The organism is Desulfosarcina ovata subsp. ovata (genome assembly GCF_009689005.1).
Classification (GTDB): domain Bacteria; phylum Desulfobacterota; class Desulfobacteria; order Desulfobacterales; family Desulfosarcinaceae; genus Desulfosarcina; species Desulfosarcina ovata.
On the sequence record NZ_AP021879.1, the window covers coordinates 6,709,764 to 6,731,166 of the forward strand.

The following is a 21,403-nucleotide window of genomic DNA, read 5'->3' on the forward strand; positions in this document are numbered from 1 at the left end:
CCTATGCACCTGCCAGCGCCTTTTGGCGCAACCCGTCATAAAGCTTGCGGGTCAGCGGACCCACGTTGCCGTCCCCAATGCAGCGACCGTCAATCTGTGTCACCGGCATAACCTCGGTGACAGTGCCGGTGAGAAATACCTCGTCGGCGTGATAGAGCGCGTCGGTGGTAAAGAATGACTCATCGATCTTGAGGTCTGTCTCCCGGCAGATGTCGATAATCGCCATGCGGGTGATCCCTGGCAGAATATTCGGCGTCAGGGGATGGGTAATCAATTGCCCGCCTTTGACAATAAAGAGATTTGAACTGGTACCCTCACGAACGACATTCTGATCCGATATGAAAATGGCGTCGCTGTGGCCTTCTGACAGGGCCTTCTGTTTGGCCAGGCTGTTGGCCAGAAGCTGGATCGTCTTGATGTCGCATCGGCCCCAGCGAATGTCCCGGACCGTGATCGCCGTTATGCCGTCCCGGTGCAGGTTTTCCGGCAATGCGTTGATCTGCCGGATGGTCATGACGACCTGGGGCGACAGGGTCGGGTCGAAGGCATGGTTGCGCGGGGCGACGCCACGGGTGATCTGGATGTAAATGCCGGCGCGGTCGTACCCGGCGCGTTCAAACAGGTCGACGATCGCCGCTTTGATCCGTGACCGCGGAATCGGAGGAAAATCCAGCCCTCCCATGGAGCGTTCCAGCCTGTCCAAATGGGCGCCAAGCATGAACAACCGTCCGGCATAACTGGCGATATATTCGTAAACGCCGTCGCCGAACTGGTATCCCCGGTCCTCGATGGGAACGGTCGCTTTTTCTATGGGCATGATGTCGCCATTCAAATAGGCCAAGTCGGGCATGGTCGTCTCCTTATACCATCTTTGGTTGTGGTGTTATTGACATCAAGCACAATATATTGTATATAGCCATGAAGTGTGGAAACGAGCTCCTGAAAAATTCACGCTGTTTCCATCAACGCAGTCTCTTATCCAATATTTTACTTTCTTTCAAACTGTTACGGAGAAAAAATGGCAAGATCCATTGGTATCGATCTGGGGACCACAAATTCCGTAATGGGAATAAAAACCACCCATTTGGAAATCATTACCAACAAAGACGGTGAAATGCTGACCCCATCTTGTGTGTCCGCCAAAAAGAAAAGCAAATTACTGAAATTCGGCAGCAAAACGCAATTCGTTGTCGGGCGGGATGCATTGGACTGGATGAAGCAAGATGCGGCCAATACGATCACGGCCGTCAAGCGGTTGATGGGACGCAATCTTGGCGATCCGGAGATACAGAAAATAATTGCCGACCGAAAATGTCCTTATCGGATTGCCGGCCATTCCAGGGGCACGTCCAACAGCCTGGCGGTGGTATTGGGCGGGAACGAATACACGCCGGAGCAAATTTCCTCCAAAATTCTCGGAAAACTGAAATCGGATGCGGAAAAAAAACTTGGCGCCGACGTGGATTTTGCCGTCATCACGGTGCCTGCCTATTTCAACGACAAGCAGAAACATGCCACGCGAACCGCTGCGGCGCTTGCCGGATTGAAAGTTCGACGGTTGTTGCCCGAACCGACGGCGGCGGCCATATCCTTTGGTGTGGATACAATGGGAAAAGACGATGCCACCACCGTACTCGTATTCGATTTCGGTGGCGGCACCTTTGATCTGTCCGTACTGACCATCAGTGGCGGACAGTTCATCGAACAGGGAAAAGGCGGAAACATGTGGTTGGGCGGCGAGGATATCGATTCCGCAATCATGGCTTTCGTACTTGACGAAACCGCCCGGGAATACGGCGTTGACGATATCAACGCCCTGATCGCCGGCCAGGATGAAGGGAACAAAAACCTTTTCCTGGGGGAGCTGAAAGTGGCCGTGGAGAAGGCCAAGATCCGGCTAAGCGACGACGATAGCGCCTATATTGAACTGCCGGCCCTGTTGAAAGATGATGACGGCGACCGAATCGACATCGATGTGGAGCTGACCCGCGAACGCTTTGATGAGATGATCGCTCCGATCATCGATAGCACGCTTACGCTGACCCGCCGGCTGTTGGAAGACATTCATTTTACAGCCGATCTGATCGACAAGGTATTGCTTGTGGGGGGCAGTTCGCGGATTCCGGCGGTGGTCGCGGCAATGGAAACCGAATTCGGAAAGCAAAAAGTGATGCTTCACGAACGACCCATGCTGGCCATCGCCGAAGGTGCCGCCATATTGAGCCACCGGCTTTCCGACACCTATGAATGCCCTCAATGCGGGAAGACCGTTTCCCAGGCGGACGAGGTCTGCAACGGTTGTGGATTCGACTTACAGACGTACATGATTTCCGAAGGTGTTTTCGACATCGTGCATGCGGCGGCCCACGATTATTATATCCATCTTGAAAACAATGAACGCTACTTGCTGATTGAGAAGAACACACCCCTTCCTTGTGAGAAGACCGAAACGTTTACGCTGGTTCATGAGGATCAGAAACTGGTCCATATGAAATTTTTCAACATCGTGAATGACAAGCAAGAGTCCATCGGTGATTTGTGGCTGGGTGTGGAAGAAAAGAAAAACAATGAGAAAGAGCCGTATCAAATAGAGATCACCTTGAAAATAGATGAAAACAACCTCGTTGAGGTGGCCGCCGAAGTAACGGAATTGCCCCACATCCAATTATCGAAGACATTGTCCCGCGGAAAAGCGGATGAGAAATTATTTCTTTCCATGGAAAAGTTGATCGATGCGACCAACCAAAACGGTCATGATACGTATACGATCAATGATTTGACCCGCCGCATGCTCTCCACGATCCGAAAAATCGATCTCGTGATCGATCCGGAAACCGGCGAAGTGAATATCCCGGCCTATGAATCGGCGGAGATGCAGATCGACAAGGCCGCCCGATTGGCGGAGACGGATACCACCCCCACATCGTTGATTTACTATGCCGAAGGCGCGTTGAGTAGTTTCGGACCATTAATTGAAGAGAAAGACAAAGCGAAAATACAAAAACGGATCAAACATCTTACTGCCATGGATGAAAAGGGCACCTATGAGGAAACGCTGGCGGCCCACGATGCATTGGACAGCGCTTTGGACAAACTGGGCTGGATCAACACCTTGATGACCATCGAGAAGGCCGGAGAGTGCTGCGAGTTGCATGAACCGGCCAAAGCCTCCCTGTTTTTCAATGCGCTTTCCGGCATTGCCCGAAGCTACAGGGAAGCCAAGATCGACCGGGTCAGCTCGAAACTCGAGGAGATTTTGCCCATCGCCCATGAGGTCTTGGATCAATACGATTCGCAGACCGGAACCGTTTACAAGGATATCAGACGTTAGATGGAAGCGGAGATGGTCTGCCCCGTTTGTGAGCGGGAGCATATTCCAACGGATCAAGAAACCTGTCCCCAATGTGGGGCCGACCTGACTTGTTTCAGGGTTCTCGACGAATTGGAAGAAGCCGTCGCCACCGGTGGTGGTGGTGGTAATGGTGCGGTGACAGAACCAGCAGAGAACCGCCTTATATCTGAAAAGCGGACCGCATCATCCTTCTTTTGGGGGATTCTGGTCGCATCGGCGGTCTTTATATTCGCAGTGGGGGTATACCGGTTTTGGACCATCGAAGCCCTTGTGAAAGAACAGCAGACGATTTTTCGTCATAAGGTGGAAAGGGTGGCGTCCCGATTGGATGCTGCCCATGAAAAACAGGAACGCTTTGCATCTTTGATTGAAAAGCACCTGGAGACGGAAGGCAAACGATCGGTGGAGAAGCCGCCGTTGCAAACGGATGGAGATCATCCATTACCCGTGGATGGGCATCGGGAAACAGCGCCTGCTTCCCAACCACATCCCGAATCGCTTGACGATACGGTGGATGTCGCAACCGAGCTTTCCAATCCTATCGCTATGGGTCATGCTTTCCATGTTTATCAGGCGACGGATACCGACACCTTATGGGGCATCGCCCGCAGGTTTTACGGTGCCGGTTATTACTACCCGGTTGTTTTGCACCATAATCCGGAACTGTCCATTTATCGCATGAGTCAAAAGGACCGGATTAAACTGCTCAAGGATGCCGACCAGGCCCGGCAAATTTACAAGGAGATTATCGTTTTCGAGGACAATCGCCGCTATTGGCTGTACACGGCCCGTCCCGGTGATACCCCCGTGTCCATCAAAATGCGGTATTGCCCCGGCAAGTCGTGTTTGCCATTGTCATTGGATGCCGAACCGAGGGTACGGATACGCCCCGGAAGAAAAATAAAAATTCTGATTATATCGGATTTTGGGGAGGTCTCCGGTACCCACCCAAAGAAGCCGAAACGTACAAGTTTTGCAACCAGTTGTTGTGATATCTGAATTGGTTTAGCTGTTCCGCCGGACTTTTAAATCCATTGTGCAACTTAACCGTTCGAGGATTGTATGGTGAAAAATTATTGATGAGCGTCCATCCTCGAATACTCAACTGCGCTGCATCCATCGATCCATGAAAATATTGGGTACTGTACAGGTGGCGATCCATTCTTTGCATCAACCGGTCAACCATGTTACTGGTTCGGTGTGCTTTAGGATGATCGTAGGCAACACGATAGGCGGCAATGTTTTTCCGTAACTTCGTTATGGGATCTATGATAACGGATGGCACAGCATTCTTTTCGCACCATTCGTACAACCTTCTTATTCTTTGGGAAAACGATGCCTTACTTTCAGCGCGATAACACTCCCATAGCTTTGATGCGGCGTTTTCAAAAATATCTCGGTATTTCTTTTTGGCACGGTCACGAATTTTGATAAACACATGAAGAAAACAGCAAATGATAACTACTGCCGGGAAGAGGAATTGCCACGCATTTCGGGTGGCTTTCCAGCCGTCCATATTCACGGTTTCCGGTGAATATTCCGGCTTTATACACTGGGCCTCTTGTTTGTACACTTGATACGCATCTGTTAACGCTTGTTCTCCGGCGTCTTTGGCAACGGCTGCACCGAGAATACAGCCATCACCAACTGTCGTGGCCACATACGTTTTTTCACCTAAAATTCGAGTATGCTTTTCATCAGCGGCAAGATGTTCGGGAACATCTTGAGGATTTCGGACAGTTGTTCCGACAATGCTGTTTCGCCCGATAGATTGTTCGATTCGATACCAATACATGGGATCTTTTCCGAAAACACGACTTATGGCCCAAAATGGTATGTCGAACTTTCTAAAAAACATTGCATCTTCGATTTCGTCAACAAATCCAACGAGGTATGGCAGTACAAATGAAGGACGAATGGTGTAAGCAACACCGGATATTTTAATTCGACGGATCCATATGGATTGTTTTTTTGAGTAATAAAGATCCTTCATCCGATATCCATTTTCGATTTCAGCCGGGAATAATTCCGGAAACAGTTCGATCCTTTTGTTTACGGAAGTTCTGAAATCAACCGGGTTGAGTATGTTGCATTCATAATTGCCTTGAGAAAAGGGCAAACATATGATTCTGTTGTTTCGGTTAGCGGATCTTGTATCTGCTATTCCCATATAGTTAGAGACCTCCTTTGGCGGGATGTGTCTCTAACTATATAAAATTATTAGTAAAAAGTCTAGACTCAAATCTTCAATAATATCAACATGTTGTGTTTTTGTCGGGGGATAGGCCACTGTATGTTCGGCTTATTGGAATCAAACTCCCCAAAATCCGTTATAATCAGTAAAAATTCAACTGGCGGAAGGGCTGCAATGAAGAAAAAAAAGAGCACGAACATTGAGGCCACCCTGGCAAAGGCGGAGAAGTTTTTACGTTGCGGAAACTTTGCTCTGGCCTTGAAAACATTCGAAACCGTTCAAAAAGAATTGAACCGTGATGATATTGCCGACAAGATCACCCGCTGCCGGCAAGAAGTGAAAATCGGTCAGGCCAAGCAACTGGTAAAAAAGGCGTGCAGAGCGGTGAAAAAGGGAACCCTCGATTCGGCCTTGACATCGTTTCAACGGGCCAACGCCGTTTTAAACGAACCGTGGGTTACCCAGCAAATCGAGGCCATCGAGGGGAAACTGACCCGTCGAGACGCTTTTTCCAGTGCCCGGAGCGCTGAAACGGCCGGCGATTTTGAAAAAGCGGCAAAATGTTATGCAGCGGTTTGTGAACCGGATGACCCATCCCGGGAATCGATGCTGATAAAAAGTGCGCGCTGCTTTGTCAAAGCCGGCCGCTATGCGGAAGCGTTGAACATTTTTAAAGACGTATCCCTGGCTGGTTCAGGGGCCCGTTACGATTACGGTTTCGCGCTGGTTCAATCCGGTTTTCTCGCCCAAGGACTTCGTGCCTGGGACGAGGTGGATGTTCAGGACAGCCGCTTTACGGAACAAAAACATTTGGTTGCCCGGCAATTGGCTGCCGATCTCGTGGATCGATTGAATCGGAAAGCGGATTTGGCTTCGATCCACGACGATGTTTCTTTTTTGATGCACAAGGCGGATTCGTTTTTTGGTCAAAGTCGACGAGACGAAATCAAAACCATCCATGAACATGCCGTATTCGCCTGGATCGAGGAACTTTGGGAAAAAGAGGATTTTCATACCATCGAAAAGATCCTTGGAACCTCCGCATTGCCGTTGACGCCGGATCTTTTGGCACTCAAGGCGAAAGTAGGGTTCAAAACTGCCGGTGCGAACGGCCGGCATCTTCATACGATGTTGCTCTACTGGCTGCCTGCGATCTATTCGCCGCTGATTGCAACGTCTTTTGGCGACAATGCCGGTAAGCGCCAGCAGGTTCGCCGGAAACTGATTGCCATGGCCGAAAGTTTGATAAAAAAGGCCAAGGGGAAACAAAACGGCCGCCGGGTGTTGACCGAACTCACCATCGATACGGAATTGATTCAAACCATCCGTGAAATAATGGAGCATCAGAGGAGCCGGACCGATTTTATTTTTACCCCGAGGCTGGCGGCTCTTCTCGACCGGTCCGAGGAATTCCTCTCTCTCATCCGTGAGAACGAATCCTTTTTTCAAGACAAGCACCGGTATCTGGAAACCGGGGCGTTCTATTCGGCCGCGGGTCGATATCTATACCACTTGAAAAACCATGACTACGAAAAGGCCGTTTGCCTGTTTACGGATTTACCACAGGATCGGAAAAAGGATGCTTTCATCGATTACGCATTCAATCTGATCAGTTTCGAATATGGTTGCCATTGCCTTGACAACGAAGATGTCCAGGCAGGTCGATTTTTCCTGTCCGCACCGGCCCTTTTCGATGTTGCACCGGCCTTGGAGGAGAAATTGATCCAGAAAGCGTTGGACTTCGAAGAGTGGCCGTCCTTAAAACCTTTCGAAGATGTCCTGTCCGCCATTTATCGTCAGCGTCCCTCGAAAGTGTTGGAGAAAGCATTGTCCCTGGTGATGACTCGCCGGGCGATATCGATGTACAACGAAAGGAAATTGGCTCCCAAAGCCTTGAATGGTATTATCAACAGGGCCCTGAAACTCGATCCGGAAAATGAGATGGCGCGAGAGGCGAGCGAGAGCGGCGAAATCAACCAGGAAATTAAGGCCGTGTGCGACGCCTTCGATCGAATGAAATTGGGTAAAGCCAGTCGTATCGCCAGGGAATCCGAATACGATGAAGTCCGGGATCAATATTTTCAATTCATCGAGGATGCATTGGATCAAATTGGAAGATGCGGTTGGGAGGAACAGGAAAAAATGATGCTGATTAACGATCTGTATCAATGGGGAACATCGGTGGATGCCGATCAACCCATCATGACGAAATTGGAAATGCATTTAAACATGAACTGATCGATGGTGAGCGAATGAACCCGTACACAGTTTTGAATGTTGATCCCCATGCAACCAAAAAAGAGATCATCCAGGCGGTAGCCCGGGGAATGCGTGAAAAAAAATACACCGGACGGGAATTGGCGCAAGCCCAGAAAATGTTGCTGGATCCCGTATCCGCCGCCGTTCAAGAATTTATCCATTGCATCCATTGGGATGATGTCAGGCGATCGTTGCCCAGCCTGGATGGGGTGATGTCCGATCGAGGGTCGATTGCCGGGTTGAAGCGCCTTTCGATTGGCGATGAAGAGGCATGAATTCCAAAAAGGCGTTTCTTAAACAGAAGCTGATCGAGTTCCAGCGCAGGATTGCCGAACTCGATCATCGCCTGAAGGAATCGCGCGAATCGTTTCGCAAAAGGGAAGCAGACCTGATCCTTGAATTACTTACACTGCTTGATGCATTTGAGAACATCGATGAAACGATCGAAGCCAAACAGGATCAATTTGATAAAAGCGCCCGCATGCTTTCCAAAAATATCCGTTCTGTCCATAAAAAGCTCAAACGACTGTTGCAGACCCGGGATCTGGTTGAAATCGAATTTCCTGAAGACATGGCCCGAATCGATCATTGTAAAATCGTCGACACCCGTTCTGCCCCGGGATCCAGGAACGAGACCATCCTTTCCGTGGTAAAAAAGGGGTATGTGAATAAGAAAAATGGAAGAGTTCTCAGAAAAGCCGAAGTGATTACGGTTTTCAACGATGAGTAACCCAAGCTCCGGTAAGCGGATAGATACCCCATGAAACCCATCGTAGCTATCGTCGGCCGGCCCAATGTGGGCAAGTCGACCCTGTTCAATCGAATCACCCGCAGCCGGGACGCCATTGTGGACGATCTGCCCGGTGTGACCCGGGACCGCAATTTCGGGGATGCCCGCTGGAACGACAAGGCCTTTACCCTGGTGGACACCGGCGGTTTTGCCGAGGGCGATGTGGACGCCTTCGCCCCGCACATCCGCCTGCAGGTGGAACAGGCCATCGAGCATGCCGATGCCGTGGTTCTGGTCCTTGACGGGAAAGGGGGAAGTTCCCCTTTTGACACCGACCTGATCCAGACGTTGCGGACCGTGGAAAAGCCCGTTTTTTACGTGGTCAACAAGATCGACGGGGAAGGGCAGGAAAAGGCCCTGTTTGACTTCTACGGGCTGGGCGTCGATCGCCTCTTTCCCGTATCGGCCGAGCATGGATACGGGGTGGCCGGTTTCCTCGACGAACTGACCGACGGCTTTCCCGATGCACCGGCCGAAGATGAACTCCCCGATGAGATCCGCATTGCGGTGATCGGCAAGCCCAACGCGGGCAAGTCCTCCCTGATCAACGCCATCCTGGGGGAAGAGCGGCTGGTGGTCAGCGATGTGGCCGGCACCACCCGGGACGCCATCGATACGGCGTTTACGCGCGATGGGAAAAACTATGTGCTGGTCGATACCGCCGGCATCCGCCGCAAGGGCAAGGTGTCCCAGCGGCTGGAAAAATTTTCCATCATCAAGGCCCTGCGCAGCCTGGAACGCTGTCATGTGGCCCTGATCATCATCGATGCGGAAGAGGGCATCTCCGACCAGGATGCCCGGGTGGCCGGTTACGCTTACGACCGTGGCTGCGGAGCGATCTTTCTGCTGAACAAGTGGGACCTGGTGGACAACCGGGACGGCAAAGCCCTCAAGCGCATGACCGAAAACCTGCGCATGACGGCCAAATTCTTAAGCTTCGCCCCGGTCCTGACCGTGTCGGCCAAGACCGGGCAGCGCGTCCCGAAGATATTTCCCGTGGTGGATCAGGTCTTTGCCCAGTATGCGGTCCGCATTACCACCGGCCAGCTCAACAAGGTCATGGAAAAGGCCCTGGAACGTACGCCACCGTCCTTGCACAAGGGCAAACGGCTCAAGTTCTACTATGCCACCCAGGTCTCCACCCGGCCGCCGACATTCGTGAGTTTTGTAAACTTTCCCGATGCCGTGCATTTTTCCTACCAGCGCTACCTGGTGAATCAGATCCGCGAGACCTTCAAGCTGGATAAAACCCCCCTGCGGCTGCTGCTGAAACAGCGCACCGGAAAAAACCCGGATTTTCTGAACAAGAAACGGACACCGGTCAGGCGGAAGCGAAGACGCCGGGAGAAGCGATAACCGTTGATGCCGATATCGGGCTTTTCACGGCTTCGTCAACGATTGGCTGCCTGCGGTTGATAGAGGCAGCGCCCCTCGCCGAACACGGCCACCGGATAGGCGGTCAGATCAAAGGGATCGCCGTTCCAGCAGGTGAACGAGGCCCAGCGGCCCTTTCGCAGGGTGCCCACCTTTTTTTCGATGCCTAAAAACTCGGCGTTTTTGCGGGAGATGACTTCGATGGCCTGCTGCCTGGTGTAGCCGCAACGGATCAACCAGCGGGTGGTGAGCAAAAGATTGCGCGCCGGAATAACCGGATGATCGGTGATCAGGCCGAAAAAGACCTCTGAGTCGACCAAGTGGCGGATATTGCGCCAGTTTTCGTGGCGCAGCTCCACTTTGTAGGCGAATGAATCCAGGGGCCCAAAGGCCACGGGAATGTTTCTGCGCCTCAGCTCGGTGAAAATTTCCGGTTGGTGCACGTCGCCGGCATGCTCCACGGTGACCCGCAGACCAAAGGCATCGACCAGGCGCAGCAGGGCGGCGATATCGTCGGTTTTGTGGACGTGGCACCGCAAAATGGTCTTGCCTGCCATCAGATCCCGCAGCACGCGTTCTTCGGCGGAGAACTCTATTTTGTCTTTTTCCTTGCCCTTGGCCGCCTGCCGGCGGTCCAGCTTATCGCGCACCTGGTAGAGTTTTTCCCGAAACATGCCCACGGCGCCCATGCGTGTGGTGGGGCGCTCGCCTTTCCAGTTCCGGGTGGACATGGGATTGTGGCCAAAGGCTGCCTTGACGCCGGCCCGGCCGACCAGCGCCTCGCTGCTGTTGTTGGCAAAATGGCGAATGATGGCCGACAAGCCGCCCACGATGTTGCCGCTGCCCGGCACGATGCAAGAGTACAACACCCCCATCTCGATGGCATCGGCAAACGCCGGGTCGTCCATCTGAAGGGAGTCGAGGGCGTCGGGCAGAAAGAATAGGGCTCTGGCCTGCTCGTTGCCTTCGCCCTCGGATTCCGGTTCCCCGGCACGATACAAACCAATGTGGCTGTGGGGGTCGATAAATGCCGGCGTCACCACCGGAAATTCGCCAATCAGTTGGCAGGCGGCTTGTTTTGTTTTGGCAGCGCCAATAATGTCCGTGCCTTTGAATGATAAAAACACCTGGCTGAGCAGGTCGGTGCCTGTATAGAGCTGGTCGGCGAAAATACATTTCATCGTGGCTTGTACTCCCATGGCAACTGGATAGGAACAAAATAAAAGAAGACCCCACAGGGCCATATGGATAACCTACGTCGAATATTCTTTGGACTCAATGTGAATTTTCGCCGGTCCGACTTTTTTTTAGCCGGCCGGTGGTATATATAGCCGGCCATGGATCTATTCGACCAACAGGCAGAGTCCGCCACCGACCATGAACGGCCCCTGGCCGAACGCATGCGCCCCCGGCGGCTGAGCGATGTGTTCGGCCAGAACGATGTCACCGGCCCGGGCAGCCTGGTGCACCATGCCATCGAAAACGACCGCATCTTCTCCATGATCCTGTGGGGACCGCCCGGTTGCGGCAAGACCACCCTGGCGCGCATCGTCGCCCGTGAGACCCGCTCCCATTTTATCCATTTTTCGGCAGTCCTTTCAGGGGTCAAACAGATCCGCGAAACCATCGAGGACGCCAAAAAACAACGCCGGTTCCAGCGCCGGCGCACCATCCTCTTCGTGGATGAAATCCACCGCTTCAACAAGGCCCAGCAGGATGCCTTTCTTCATCATGTGGAATCCGGACTGATCACCCTGATCGGGGCCACCACAGAAAACCCGTCCTTTGAAGTGATCTCCGCGCTGCTCTCCCGTTGCCGGGTGATTACCCTCAATCTGTTGGATGAAGCGGCCCTGGGCCAGGTGATCGATCGGGCTCTGGCCGACGAGGCGGCCGGTCTCGGCGGTCTCGGTTTGAGCCTCTCCGAGGAAGCCCGCCAGCACCTGGTCTCCATTTCTTCAGGGGATGCGCGCAGCGCCCTCAACAATCTGGAGGTGGCGGCGACGCTGGCCTTGGCCGAGGCGAATGCCGAGGAACCTGCGGGGAGGACGATCACCCTTGCCCATGTGGAAAAGGCCCTTCAGAAAAAGGCCCTGCTTTACGACAAACATGGCGATGAGCATTTCAACCTCATCTCCGCCTTTCACAAAAGCCTGCGCGGCAGCGATCCGGATGCGGCCCTGTACTGGCTGGCGCGCATGCTCGAAGCCGGCGAGGATGCCCTGTACGTGGCCCGCCGCATGGTGCGCTTCGCCTCCGAGGATATTGGCAACGCCGACCCCTTCGCCCTGCGCATCGCCCTGGGGGCAATGGCGTCCTTCCGTTTTCTGGGGCATCCGGAAGGGGACCTGGCCCTGGCCCAGGCGGCGGTCTACCTGGCCACGGCACCCAAGAGCAACAGCGTCTACAAGGCCTGGAACGCGGCCCGCAAAGTGGCGAGGGAAAAAGGCGCCTTGCCGGTTCCCCTGCATATCCGTAACGCACCGACGGGATTGATGAAAGACCTGGGCTACGGCAAGGAGTACCGCTATGCCCACGATTTCAAGGACGGGTATGTTGTTCAGGAATATCTTCCCGACGCCATTGCCGGCAATCTGTTTTACTTCCCCACCGACCGGGGATACGAGAAAATGATTGCCGGACGCGTGAAACAGTGGCGGGCGTTGAAGGAGAAAGACAAAAAGTGATTCAGTCCTCGATCAAGACAAGTGCATATTTTGCCAGACCAACAAGATGCCAAGGCATACGTGATTATCCTCAAAAATAAGGAAAAACAATGGAGATCAGACTTCAGTCGATTGGAACCGCACACACCGACACCCGGAGCGTTCCCCGTCACTGGACGGTGTCGGACGTTGAGGGAACACTGGTTATTGATCCGCAGTACACCGATGGGCTTGCGGATATCAGTGCCGGTCAACGGATCATCGTGCTTTTTCACTTCCACAAAAGCGCACCCTTTACACCCCAATGGTTAAAACAAACCCCGCCCCATCGGAATCAGACATCGGGGGTGTTCAGTATTTGTTCGCCCAGACGTCCCAATCCCATTGGTCTCTCGGTGGTGACCGTATCGGCGCGTGAAGAAAATGTTTTGCACGTTAAAGGCATGGATATGATCGACGGCACGCCGATTCTGGACATCAAGCCGTTCATCGTCGACGAGAGTAACCTGCCGAGTCGGGAAGATGCGGAATGAGATACAATCCATTCACCAGTGGAACCCGGATTGGAAAAGTCTGGTCGCAGGCATGGCCAGCTCTTACGGAAAACGGTGTAGAACCAGACGGTTTGCGCATGTAGGAGCGGGCCATGCCCGCGAAAGGACAAAAATCAATCCAAATGATGTGGCCACCCTATCAACCGGCCTGGACGATATTGACATGCTCTTTTCTGATCCACGCATAAACGTCGTCGCCCCGATGGAGATTCAACCGGTGCATGGCACGATGCGGGATGAGGGCATGCATGGCGATGGCGTCCGCCTGAAGATCGAGCAGTGACGACGATCCTTCGGGAACAATATTTTTCAAGGTGGCTTTGACGACATTGAATCCGTTGGCGTGTGCCGGCTTGTTGCGGGAGACACGGATATCCTCATGGCGGATGGCGACATCGACGGGCACGCCCTGATCGGCCTGATCGAAACTTTGGAGACAGGTTCCCCCCAAATCGATAGCGACGCTGCCGTTTTTGCGGGAGACCACCGTGCCGCGGTAAAAACCGGTACCCACAAATTCGGCGACAAAACGGCTGTTGGGCCGGTTGAACACCTCATGCAGCGCCCCCAACTGAAGCAGACGGCCATCTTTGAATACCGCCAGTTTGTTTGCCAGGGCCCATGCATCGTCAAGATCATGGGTAATGTGGATCACCGTTGTGGTTTGATCCCGAATCGCCTCTTTCAGCAGCAGGCGGGCACGACGGCGCGTTTGCTGGTCGAGGGCTGAAAAGGGCTCGTCCATGAGCAGAAGCGCCGGTTCGACGATGAGCACACGCGCCAGGGCGGCCCGCTGCTGTTCCCCGCCGGACAAGGTGGTGGGTTTCCGGTGCAGCAAATGGTCGATGTGAAGGGACCCCGCCATCTTACGGATCGCGTCGTCCATATTCCCCGGTTTGTGCTTCTTGAGCCCGTAGGCGATATTCTGGTAGACCGTCATATGCGGAAGCAGAGCATAGTCCTGGTAAACGATGCCGATATGTCGCTTTTCCGGCAGTTCATTGACGAGCTCCCTTCCATCCAGAACGATATTCCCCTGGTCAGGCCGCCAAAAGCCGACGATGCTCTCGAGAAAAATGGTTTTGCCGGCTCCGGTCGGACCGATAATGGTCAGATAATCTCCCCGGTCCAGCGAGAGCGAGACACCCTTGAGACGGAACTCTCCAAGATTGATATGCAGGTTGTCGATTTCGACGAAACTCATATTCCGACCTCTGCCTTCTCAAAGATAAAAATGGCGATGAAAGAAACGGTCGTCAGCACGATGCCGCTGGTCAGTGCCATGCCCATATTGCCGTAGGAGATGTTGAGGTAAAGGGTCATGGGCAGCACTTCGGTTTTCATATAGGTGCCGCCGGCCAGGATCAGCACCGTACCGAAGGTGCCGATACACCGGGCGAAGGAAATGACCGTGGCGGCGAGAATGCCGTTTTTGGCCAACGGCAGCGAGACGTGGTAGAACGTTTCCATTTGAGAATAGCCGAGGGAGCGGGATACGAATTCCAGCCTCGGATTGATGTAATCGAAGGTCGATTTCAGGATTCGGCTGGCATATGGCAGGGCCGTGAAAAATTGGGCCGCCACCACCCCCTGTTTGGTGAAAACCAGGTTGATGGACAGCCGTTTGAACACTTCTCCCACCACGGTGTTGCCGAAAAGAAGCAGCAGGCAAAGACCCAAAACAAGCTCCGGGAAGGCCACCGGCAGATCGAGAATGGTCTTGACGAAGCCTTTAAAGGGAAAATCGAACCGCGAAAGGGCGTAGCCGATCGGCAGGGCGAACACCATTACCATCAGCGTGGAGACGATGCCGGTTACCATGGAGAGTTTCAGGGAGAAGCGCATCTCCTCGCTCCACAGGTTTTCCCATACATCCGTAAGATCCGGCACCAGAAACAAAGATACGATCGCAAACACCAGCAGAAAGGTAACCAAAAGGGATATGCCGATACAGCTGATCTGGAATATCCCTATTTGGCGCAAGGTTCAAACCCCCATTTCCCCCAGATGGCCAGCCCATCGGCACTGGCGACGTAATTGTTGAATTCAAGGGCCAGCGCTCTGTTTTTTGTCCGGGTACAGACCGCGGTGGGGATGGTTTTGATGATGTTTCTGCCCGGGTCGATATCCACCACCTCAATTTTCCCCTTGGCCTCGGCCCAACTGGTCAGGTCTTTCCAGATCAGGGCGGCGTCGACCTGATTGAGGGCCACGTAGATGAGCAACTGGTTGACCGTGGGGGCATAGACCTCGATATTGGGCTGAACGCGTTCCCACAGCTTCGCTTTGGTCAGCAGTTTTTTGGAAACGCGACCAATGGCCGGTGCCTTGGGATCGCCGATCGCTACCCGCACCCCTTGTCGCGCCAGATCATCGAGGCCTTTGACGTTGGCGGGATTGCCTTTGGGAACCGCAATGGCTGGCAGGTGAAGCACCAGTTTCCGGATTGTCTCTTTTTCCACCCAGCCGTTATCAAGGGCATCCAGGGTATATTTTTCGGCCCCCGGAATCAGCACGTCACAGGGCTGACCCGCGGCGATCATGCCGAAGATCTCACCCGAACTGCCATAGTGCACATCTACCGTCACAGCGTGTTGCCGCTCGAAATTTTTGCGCATCTCTTCCATTGGCTTCATGAGCCCCGCCCCGCTGAACACCATGAGATCGGCGGCCCGAACCGGAGCGGTCCATAACAGAACGACCATCACAACTGCCCAAATCCGTTTCATTGTTTTCTCCTCTTGGTAAGTTGAGGTGAACCCTGCCCATGCGCACCATTTCGCTTGGATTTCCGATTGATTATTTCGATGATGGACTGGATCTGATTGACCAGATTTATAGGTATATGCCCATCACGTGTCAACGGTAATTTTATTTATGAAATATGATGGCTAATAACGACCGATACCGACCAATACTGACACACGTTGAGTTGTGGTGCGATGGAGAGCTGGTGGTCCTTTACGGTTGTTGCAATCAAGATCCCTGGGCTTGGTTATAGCTTCGTCCACCTGGATTGAGGAACGATTAAAACGGGCTGATCCCATATTACCTCTCGTTCCCACGCTCTGCGTGGGAACGTATGCGGCCAAGCATTCCCACGCAGAGCGTGGGAACGAGGGGGTAAGTGGACGAAGTTGGAACCAAGCCCAGCCTACGCGGCTTCAACCTGGGGGGGCGGGTCTCCAACAACGGTTACTGCACGGCCCACGATCTCCGGATCGAATCGGCCCAGCCCAAAATCAAGGAAAATGAATTGGGTCTCCTTGTCGGCTTTGAAATCACCGGGGCCACGGTGAACGGATCAGCCACATCATCCAGCCTGCTGGTGGATTTCGGGGATATCGTGCCCGATACCTCGGGAACGGCCGTTGGATCATGGAGTGCAGCCTGTCCGGAAAATTTACGGAGTTTACGGCCGATTTTACCCACTCCGACGAGCTGGGCGGGACACTGACCTCCCTGCTTACCGGTACGGATACCCACTACCTGATTCACGATGTCCGGATGGACCTTTCCGACCGGGATGCGGTTCTGGATTTTCTATCGAAGGAGACGCCGGAGAGCGGCATATATCGGGTTTATGAGTCGGACAATCTGACCACGGACGTGACCAACCCCACGGGGTCCCTGAACTGTTCCGGCGATACCTGCACCCTGACCACCACGGCCACCAACGGGTGCACATATGTAAAGGTCGACGATCCTTTTTATGGAGAGATGGAACGGCCCCCACGCTCTCGGCCGCACCACACTCCCGGCAGGGGCAACATTCACCGATCAAGGGGATGGTTCGGCGATATTCGACTGGCCCCCCAACTCGGCCAGGACGGCACATATCCACTGAAGTTTAGGATCGGGGATGAAATTAATTGGACGTAATTGCGCCGGGCTTGTGTTCGTCTTCAAGGCGCATCAACGGTTGCATACTGGGAGTATGTGGCCGTTGATGCAACGACGAAGACGGGCGCAAGAACAAGCAATTTTGTTCAATTAATAAAATTCCCGATCCTTAGCGCTTTTGATGGTACTCACACAGCCCAGCGCACGGCAAAACTGACCATTGCTGTTTAAAAGGGTACCAAGGTGGTGAAGCAAATCGTTCGCTAACAAGGTTGCAGTTTATAACAAATCCCATGGCACGGCATAGTCGGATTCAGACAACTGGGTCGTTGTCTCACAAGGCGCGATAACGAGACCCGGGGCGATCTTTAATTTGGGGTACTTTTTACGAAATGCGGATATTCCCATGGTGTCGCGGCGGGAAGGGTTGGTCTTGGCCTTTATTTCAATCGGATGAAGGATGCCGTTATACTCCAATAGAATGTCCACTTCCGCGCCGCTGTATGCTCTCCAATGGTAGAAATTGGGTCTGGGGGTTAACAGTGCGGCCTGTTTTTTCAACTCGGCGGCCACGGCGGTTTCAAACAAGGCCCCCCAGAGGGGATGCCCGCCAATCACTGCCGGCGCGGAAATCGCCTGGGCCTGGCAGGCAAGCCCGGTATCCGCGATATAGCCCTTGGGTTTGTTACTTACCCTTTTTATCATATTCCCGGAATACGCTGGAAATTCGAACCACTGAAACGTGGATTTCAGGATGGCAATCCAGCGTTGTGCGGTCTGTGGGGTCAGTCCCAATTCCCGGCCCAATTGGCTGTAATTGATCTCTTGGGCGGTCAATGCGCATGCCAGTTGAAGGAAACGGCCGAATAACTGGAAGTCCGCCACGTCGGCGATAAGCCGGACATCCCGTTCAATATAGGTTCGCTGGTATGCATTCAAGAAATCGGGAATGACGCCGGCGGGTAGAATTTGGGCTTCGGGCAAAAATCCCCGCCACAATTGCTCATATAGCGTGGTGGCCATGGTGTGGCGTGTCTGACGCTCGGTAAGGAAAGCCTCAGGAGAACGAAGCCATCTTGCCATCCAGGGCGTTATAGAGCCTTGCCGGTTGATTTCAGGAAGGCTGAAGCTGTGCAAATCCAAAAAAACTGCCCGTCCGGCCAGGCTTTCCGACATGGATTGCATGACGCCCCATTGCTGGGAACCGGTTAGGATATACTGGCCGGGAGAACGGTCGCGATCGATACGGCGCTTTATGGAGGCAACCAGCTCCGGCGCATATTGAATTTCATCCAGAATGAGAGGTGATGGATGGTTGTTCAGGAAAAGTTCCGGATCCTGACGGGCATTTTCAATATCGATAACAGGATCGAAAACAACGATTTCAGCATTTTTACCCAACGTGTTCTGGAGCAGTGTACTCTTGCCCACCTGACGTGCGCCGCTGATCACAACGGCGGGAAAAGACGCCGCCAATGTGTAGAGCTTATCAGTTAGCATTCTATCGATATACATATCTGGAATTTTAAAATCCATATCATCAATAGTCAAGTTTTTTAAAGCCGATGATTTCGAGGCGAATTTGTATTTTCGAAGATAGGCTCAACATAGGCCCTTCTCCACGGTACCCGACAAATATCATCGTCCACGATAAAAACGGAAAACCGATTTTACGAAATGCTCCAGTAAAGTTTTTCCAGTCCTATCAAAATGTTGAAAAACTCGCACCACTGATGCGAGAAATAGGCTGGAGCCATAACATTGTCATCATGGAGCGCTGCTCGGACCCACTGGAACGTGAATTTTATATCCGCATGACCCGCAAGTTCGGCTGGTCGAAAAACGTGCTCGTCCATCAGATCGAAACCTAACAATGACGGAACACCGAACTGGCATAAATGGAAAAATGGAATAATACGCTTTTGAAATATCGTGATTGTCTGTTGAATGGTATTGATCGATGTTGGGTTGCGCTGCGCTTAACCCAACCTACGTAATTTCGAAGATGTATGGACTATCGTAATTGATTGGCCACAGACTATCGTAGGTTGGGTTGAAGCATGAAACCCAACAATGATGAAACTGGTGGCCCTTTACGTTTGTTGCAATCAAGATCCCTGGGCTTGGTTATAGCTTCGTCCACCTGGATTGAGGAACGATTAAAACGGGCTGATCCCATATTACCTCTCGTTCCCACGCTCTTGCGTGGGAACGTATGCGGCCAAGCATTCCCATACAAGAGCGTGGGAACGAGGGGGTAAGTGGACGAAGTTGGAACCAAGCCCAGATCCCTTTGCCACACTGCAGGTGAAAGGCCCGAAGCATAATGGATGGGGTTGTGTAAAATATGTAAGGATATGAAACAATTTACATATTTAATATGAATAAAATTATATGATTTGTCGATAGGGTAATTGGTAAGTTTATGGGATTTTGCTCAATAGAAACGATATAAAAACAAAGGGGTACGATTGCCAGTAACTATTGGCAGGTTAGCTATGGAATATTTCATGCAAAGTTTAAAATCTGAGTTCCAAATTCCCTCTATAAATCAGGTGATGCACTCTATAAATAATTGACAGGGAAGACCGGTGTGGGACTGGTCGGCATCTCCTTACCTGGGGGAACGCACCATAATTCCATGAAAGCAAATGCTGGATAATAAGCAAACATATAATCAGTGAATTTGGATGAATATGATTCGGAATCAACAATTTGATTTGTTTTTCACACATGGAGTTATGGAGGTCCCTGTGGGATCTGTCGACTCTGGCCGACGGCACCTATTTTCTGTATGCCGTCATCACCGATGAGGTCCACACCACCGCCACCTATGCCGCCGCATCGGTCACCATCGACCGGACAGCCCCGCAAGTAACCGCCGCACCCGCGGGCGGCACCTATGCGGATACTCAGAGTGTCGAACTGTCAACCGATGAAGCCGCCGACATCTACTTTACCCTTGACGGTTCGGCGCCTACCTCAGCATCGACGCCATACACCACTGCCATAACCATCGATCAGACCACTAAGCTGAGGGCGATCGCAGTCGATGCGGCGGGCAATGATAGTGAGATTCTCACCGAAGTCTACACCATCGAGACTTCGGCCAACACGCCCCCGGTTGCCGATGCGGGCAGCGATGTAACGGTATCGCTGGGTGACAGCGCCGAAGCCGACGGCAGCGGCAGCCATGACCCGGACAATGGGCCTGAGTCGCTGTCGTTTACCTGGAAGGTACTATCCGTTCCTTCCGGAAGCGGCATCACGGACAGCGACATGACTGGTGCGGATACGGCCCAGTGTTCCTTCACACCGGACACAGCTGGTGAATATGTGCTTGCATTGACGGTGAGCGACGGCCAGGACCAGACGACGGATGAAGTGACGATTATCTGTCAGGCAGGCGGGGTGCTCGGAGACCTCGATGGGGATGGGGACATCGATACGTCAGATTATTTAGTTTTCAGAAGCACGTTAGGCAAGTGCACTGGCGACGCCGGGTTTATCGCCGCTGCGGATTACGACGGTGATGGCTGCGTGACGTACACGGATTACAGTATCTGGTATGGGTATTACCGTAATCAATAACGACGGTTGAGCACTCTGATATTCGCGGGTTGGATACCGCCTGACTTGGCTTCGTCGTGGGAGTTGCCTCGGTCTATAGATGGAAGAATGAATCAACTACCATTACAAATTATTAAATTCTTCTACAGTGATATCTGCTTGACGAAGCAATTTTCGAAGAAGACCCGAGCCAAGTTCCTTATGCTGGGGGATAGATAATGTCCATTGATATAGCATTCAAGATAATGTTTTTGGGCTGCGTTATCGGTCGTCGCGGTATGGCTTATACAGCTTCCTCCCTCTGGCCTTGCCAAAAACATTATCTTAAAAACTATAGCCAGGTTTCGTCAGCATCACATGCGAACCTTTTTGACGCACGGCAGTCCAGCCGGCTTTTTGCAGCTTTTGGACTGCTTGGGCTCCTGAACAGAGCTTTCGATCCTTTGCCATTAGACAGAAACAGCGATGGCATGTTCAGGGACAAAGGGGCTTTTGGCCTCCATAACTTCAAGCCATCCCTCGATGGCTTCCTTTATGTTCGCAATCGCTTCTTTTTCGGTTTTGCCCTGAGAAAAACATCCCGGGAGAGCAGGTACCTCGGCAACGTAATATCCTTCTTCATCTTTTTCGATAATAACATGCAATTTCATAGCGTCACCATGTGTTTATTTATTAATTTTATCAACAAGATATATATTCAGTGGAAAACTATCATTTTTTTTGGGGTTTAAAGACAGCAAAGTAGGACAACTCCTTTCATTAGTAGCCTAATAATAGCTTATTTTGTCACCGGTAGCCAAT

General features: G+C 52.5%; 21 protein-coding genes. 12 read left to right on the forward strand and 9 right to left on the reverse strand.

The features are described from left to right. Position 1: 1 nt before the first annotated feature. Positions 2–850 (reverse strand): D-amino acid aminotransferase, encoded by an 849-nt coding sequence (locus GN112_RS29440; protein WP_155313418.1) that lies wholly within the window; start codon positions 848–850, stop codon positions 2–4. 168 nt (positions 851–1,018) lie between these two features. On the opposite strand from GN112_RS29440, the gene GN112_RS29445 reads away from it, so the two are divergent. Both GN112_RS29445 and GN112_RS29450 read left to right on the forward strand, forming a co-directional pair. Continuing rightward, positions 1,019–3,331: an Hsp70 family protein gene (locus tag GN112_RS29445; protein WP_155313419.1), complete on the forward strand. Its 2,313-nt coding sequence runs from the start codon at positions 1,019–1,021 to the stop codon at positions 3,329–3,331. Further along, a complete protein-coding gene (locus GN112_RS29450) occupies positions 3,332–4,351 on the forward strand; it encodes a LysM peptidoglycan-binding domain-containing protein (RefSeq protein ID WP_155313420.1) in 1,020 nt (339 codons plus the stop codon). On the opposite strand, the gene GN112_RS34650 is transcribed toward GN112_RS29450, so the two are convergent. Beyond that, on the reverse strand, positions 4,266–5,522 hold the full coding sequence (locus GN112_RS34650) for a hypothetical protein (protein ID WP_231716904.1): 1,257 nt from the start codon (positions 5,520–5,522) through the stop codon (positions 4,266–4,268). The two genes, GN112_RS29450 and GN112_RS34650, sit on opposite strands and share 86 nt — an antisense overlap. Positions 5,523–5,720: 198 nt before the next feature. Here GN112_RS34650 and GN112_RS29460 point away from each other — a divergent pair, with 198 nt between their 5' ends. Genes GN112_RS29460 through der form a run of 4 tightly spaced genes read left to right on the forward strand, consistent with a single transcriptional unit; the run spans position 5,721 to position 9,951 of the window. Next, complete coding sequence (locus tag GN112_RS29460; protein WP_155313421.1) at positions 5,721–7,784, forward strand: tetratricopeptide repeat protein; 2,064 nt, start codon at positions 5,721–5,723, stop codon at positions 7,782–7,784. Positions 7,785–7,798: 14 nt separating this feature from the next. After that, complete coding sequence (locus GN112_RS29465) at positions 7,799–8,080, forward strand: hypothetical protein (protein WP_155313422.1); 282 nt, start codon at positions 7,799–7,801, stop codon at positions 8,078–8,080. Next, positions 8,077–8,535 (forward strand): nucleotide exchange factor GrpE, encoded by a 459-nt coding sequence (grpE, locus tag GN112_RS29470; RefSeq protein WP_155313423.1) that lies wholly within the window; start codon positions 8,077–8,079, stop codon positions 8,533–8,535. The genes GN112_RS29465 and grpE overlap by 4 nt, the downstream gene beginning before the upstream one ends. Before the next feature lie 30 nt (positions 8,536–8,565). Further along, positions 8,566–9,951: a ribosome biogenesis GTPase Der gene (gene der, locus GN112_RS29475; RefSeq protein WP_155313424.1), complete on the forward strand. Its 1,386-nt coding sequence runs from the start codon at positions 8,566–8,568 to the stop codon at positions 9,949–9,951. 35 nt (positions 9,952–9,986) lie between these two features. Here the strand turns inward: der and GN112_RS29480 are convergent, their stop codons facing one another. Further along, on the reverse strand, positions 9,987–11,150 hold the full coding sequence (locus tag GN112_RS29480) for an amidohydrolase family protein (RefSeq protein WP_162459170.1): 1,164 nt from the start codon (positions 11,148–11,150) through the stop codon (positions 9,987–9,989). A 156-nt stretch (positions 11,151–11,306) separates the two neighbouring features. Here GN112_RS29480 and GN112_RS29485 point away from each other — a divergent pair, with 156 nt between their 5' ends. Both GN112_RS29485 and tsaA read left to right on the forward strand, forming a co-directional pair. Next, on the forward strand, positions 11,307–12,656 hold the full coding sequence (locus GN112_RS29485; protein ID WP_155313426.1) for a replication-associated recombination protein A: 1,350 nt from the start codon (positions 11,307–11,309) through the stop codon (positions 12,654–12,656). Positions 12,657–12,745: 89 nt separating this feature from the next. Next, the gene (tsaA, locus tag GN112_RS29490) at positions 12,746–13,168 is read left to right on the forward strand and encodes a tRNA (N6-threonylcarbamoyladenosine(37)-N6)-methyltransferase TrmO (RefSeq protein ID WP_155313427.1); all 423 of its coding nucleotides are present in this window, start codon (positions 12,746–12,748) and stop codon (positions 13,166–13,168) included. Positions 13,169–13,328: 160 nt separating this feature from the next. On the opposite strand, the gene GN112_RS29495 is transcribed toward tsaA, so the two are convergent. From GN112_RS29495 to modA, 3 genes are read right to left on the reverse strand one after another with little or no spacing between them, the layout of a single operon-like run. Next, a complete protein-coding gene (locus tag GN112_RS29495; RefSeq protein ID WP_155313428.1) occupies positions 13,329–14,393 on the reverse strand; it encodes an ABC transporter ATP-binding protein in 1,065 nt (354 codons plus the stop codon). Further along, positions 14,390–15,172: an ABC transporter permease gene (locus GN112_RS29500; RefSeq protein ID WP_155313429.1), complete on the reverse strand. Its 783-nt coding sequence runs from the start codon at positions 15,170–15,172 to the stop codon at positions 14,390–14,392. The genes GN112_RS29495 and GN112_RS29500 overlap by 4 nt, the downstream gene beginning before the upstream one ends. After that, on the reverse strand, positions 15,160–15,918 hold the full coding sequence (gene modA, locus GN112_RS29505; protein WP_155313430.1) for a molybdate ABC transporter substrate-binding protein: 759 nt from the start codon (positions 15,916–15,918) through the stop codon (positions 15,160–15,162). Before modA ends, GN112_RS29500 begins: the two co-directional genes overlap by 13 nt. Before the next feature lie 398 nt (positions 15,919–16,316). Here modA and GN112_RS29510 point away from each other — a divergent pair, with 398 nt between their 5' ends. Next, positions 16,317–16,646, forward strand: a complete 330-nt coding sequence (locus GN112_RS29510; RefSeq protein ID WP_155313431.1) for a hypothetical protein — start codon at positions 16,317–16,319, stop codon at positions 16,644–16,646. Then, positions 16,568–17,071, forward strand: coding sequence for a hypothetical protein (locus tag GN112_RS29515; protein ID WP_155313432.1), 504 nt, complete (start codon positions 16,568–16,570; stop codon positions 17,069–17,071). Before GN112_RS29510 ends, GN112_RS29515 begins: the two co-directional genes overlap by 79 nt. A 240-nt stretch (positions 17,072–17,311) precedes the next feature. Here GN112_RS29515 and GN112_RS29520 read toward each other — a convergent pair whose 3' ends face one another. Next, positions 17,312–18,547, reverse strand: a complete 1,236-nt coding sequence (locus GN112_RS29520) for an ATP-binding protein (protein ID WP_155313433.1) — start codon at positions 18,545–18,547, stop codon at positions 17,312–17,314. A gap of 50 nt (positions 18,548–18,597) precedes the next feature. On the opposite strand from GN112_RS29520, the gene GN112_RS34955 reads away from it, so the two are divergent. Further along, positions 18,598–18,903, forward strand: coding sequence for a DUF1016 N-terminal domain-containing protein (locus tag GN112_RS34955; RefSeq protein WP_155313434.1), 306 nt, complete (start codon positions 18,598–18,600; stop codon positions 18,901–18,903). Positions 18,904–19,765: 862 nt separating this feature from the next. Beyond that, entirely contained in the window at positions 19,766–20,623 is an 858-nt protein-coding gene (locus GN112_RS29530) for a chitobiase/beta-hexosaminidase C-terminal domain-containing protein (protein WP_155313435.1), read from the forward strand. Between the two features lie 303 nt (positions 20,624–20,926). Here the strand turns inward: GN112_RS29530 and GN112_RS35470 are convergent, their stop codons facing one another. Together GN112_RS35470 and GN112_RS29540 are read right to left on the reverse strand one after the other, a co-directional pair. Continuing rightward, complete coding sequence (locus GN112_RS35470; protein ID WP_155313436.1) at positions 20,927–21,052, reverse strand: type II toxin-antitoxin system HicA family toxin; 126 nt, start codon at positions 21,050–21,052, stop codon at positions 20,927–20,929. After that, entirely contained in the window at positions 21,052–21,252 is a 201-nt protein-coding gene (locus GN112_RS29540; RefSeq protein WP_155313437.1) for a type II toxin-antitoxin system HicB family antitoxin, read from the reverse strand. The genes GN112_RS35470 and GN112_RS29540 overlap by 1 nt, the downstream gene beginning before the upstream one ends. Positions 21,253–21,403 lie beyond the last annotated feature (151 nt).

Bases quoted from the DNA above. Each gene is read 5' to 3' on its own strand.
- GN112_RS29440 (WP_155313418.1), bottom strand. From the start codon at position 850: ATGCCCGACTTGGCCTATTTGAATGGCGACATCATGCCCATAGAAAAA.
- GN112_RS29445 (WP_155313419.1), top strand. From the start codon at position 1,019: ATGGCAAGATCCATTGGTATCGATCTGGGGACCACAAATTCCGTAATG.
- GN112_RS29450 (WP_155313420.1), top strand. From the start codon at position 3,332: ATGGAAGCGGAGATGGTCTGCCCCGTTTGTGAGCGGGAGCATATTCCA.
- GN112_RS34650 (WP_231716904.1), bottom strand. From the start codon at position 5,522: ATGGGAATAGCAGATACAAGATCCGCTAACCGAAACAACAGAATCATA.
- GN112_RS29460 (WP_155313421.1), top strand. From the start codon at position 5,721: ATGAAGAAAAAAAAGAGCACGAACATTGAGGCCACCCTGGCAAAGGCG.
- GN112_RS29465 (WP_155313422.1), top strand. From the start codon at position 7,799: ATGAACCCGTACACAGTTTTGAATGTTGATCCCCATGCAACCAAAAAA.
- grpE (WP_155313423.1), top strand. From the start codon at position 8,077: ATGAATTCCAAAAAGGCGTTTCTTAAACAGAAGCTGATCGAGTTCCAG.
- der (WP_155313424.1), top strand. From the start codon at position 8,566: ATGAAACCCATCGTAGCTATCGTCGGCCGGCCCAATGTGGGCAAGTCG.
- GN112_RS29480 (WP_162459170.1), bottom strand. From the start codon at position 11,150: ATGAAATGTATTTTCGCCGACCAGCTCTATACAGGCACCGACCTGCTC.
- GN112_RS29485 (WP_155313426.1), top strand. From the start codon at position 11,307: ATGGATCTATTCGACCAACAGGCAGAGTCCGCCACCGACCATGAACGG.
- tsaA (WP_155313427.1), top strand. From the start codon at position 12,746: ATGGAGATCAGACTTCAGTCGATTGGAACCGCACACACCGACACCCGG.
- GN112_RS29495 (WP_155313428.1), bottom strand. From the start codon at position 14,393: ATGAGTTTCGTCGAAATCGACAACCTGCATATCAATCTTGGAGAGTTC.
- modA (WP_155313430.1), bottom strand. From the start codon at position 15,918: ATGAAACGGATTTGGGCAGTTGTGATGGTCGTTCTGTTATGGACCGCT.
- GN112_RS29515 (WP_155313432.1), top strand. From the start codon at position 16,568: ATGGAGTGCAGCCTGTCCGGAAAATTTACGGAGTTTACGGCCGATTTT.
- GN112_RS29520 (WP_155313433.1), bottom strand. From the start codon at position 18,547: ATGTATATCGATAGAATGCTAACTGATAAGCTCTACACATTGGCGGCG.
- GN112_RS34955 (WP_155313434.1), top strand. From the start codon at position 18,598: ATGATTTCGAGGCGAATTTGTATTTTCGAAGATAGGCTCAACATAGGC.
- GN112_RS29530 (WP_155313435.1), top strand. From the start codon at position 19,766: ATGGAGTTATGGAGGTCCCTGTGGGATCTGTCGACTCTGGCCGACGGC.
- GN112_RS35470 (WP_155313436.1), bottom strand. From the start codon at position 21,052: ATGGCAAAGGATCGAAAGCTCTGTTCAGGAGCCCAAGCAGTCCAAAAG.
- GN112_RS29540 (WP_155313437.1), bottom strand. From the start codon at position 21,252: ATGAAATTGCATGTTATTATCGAAAAAGATGAAGAAGGATATTACGTT.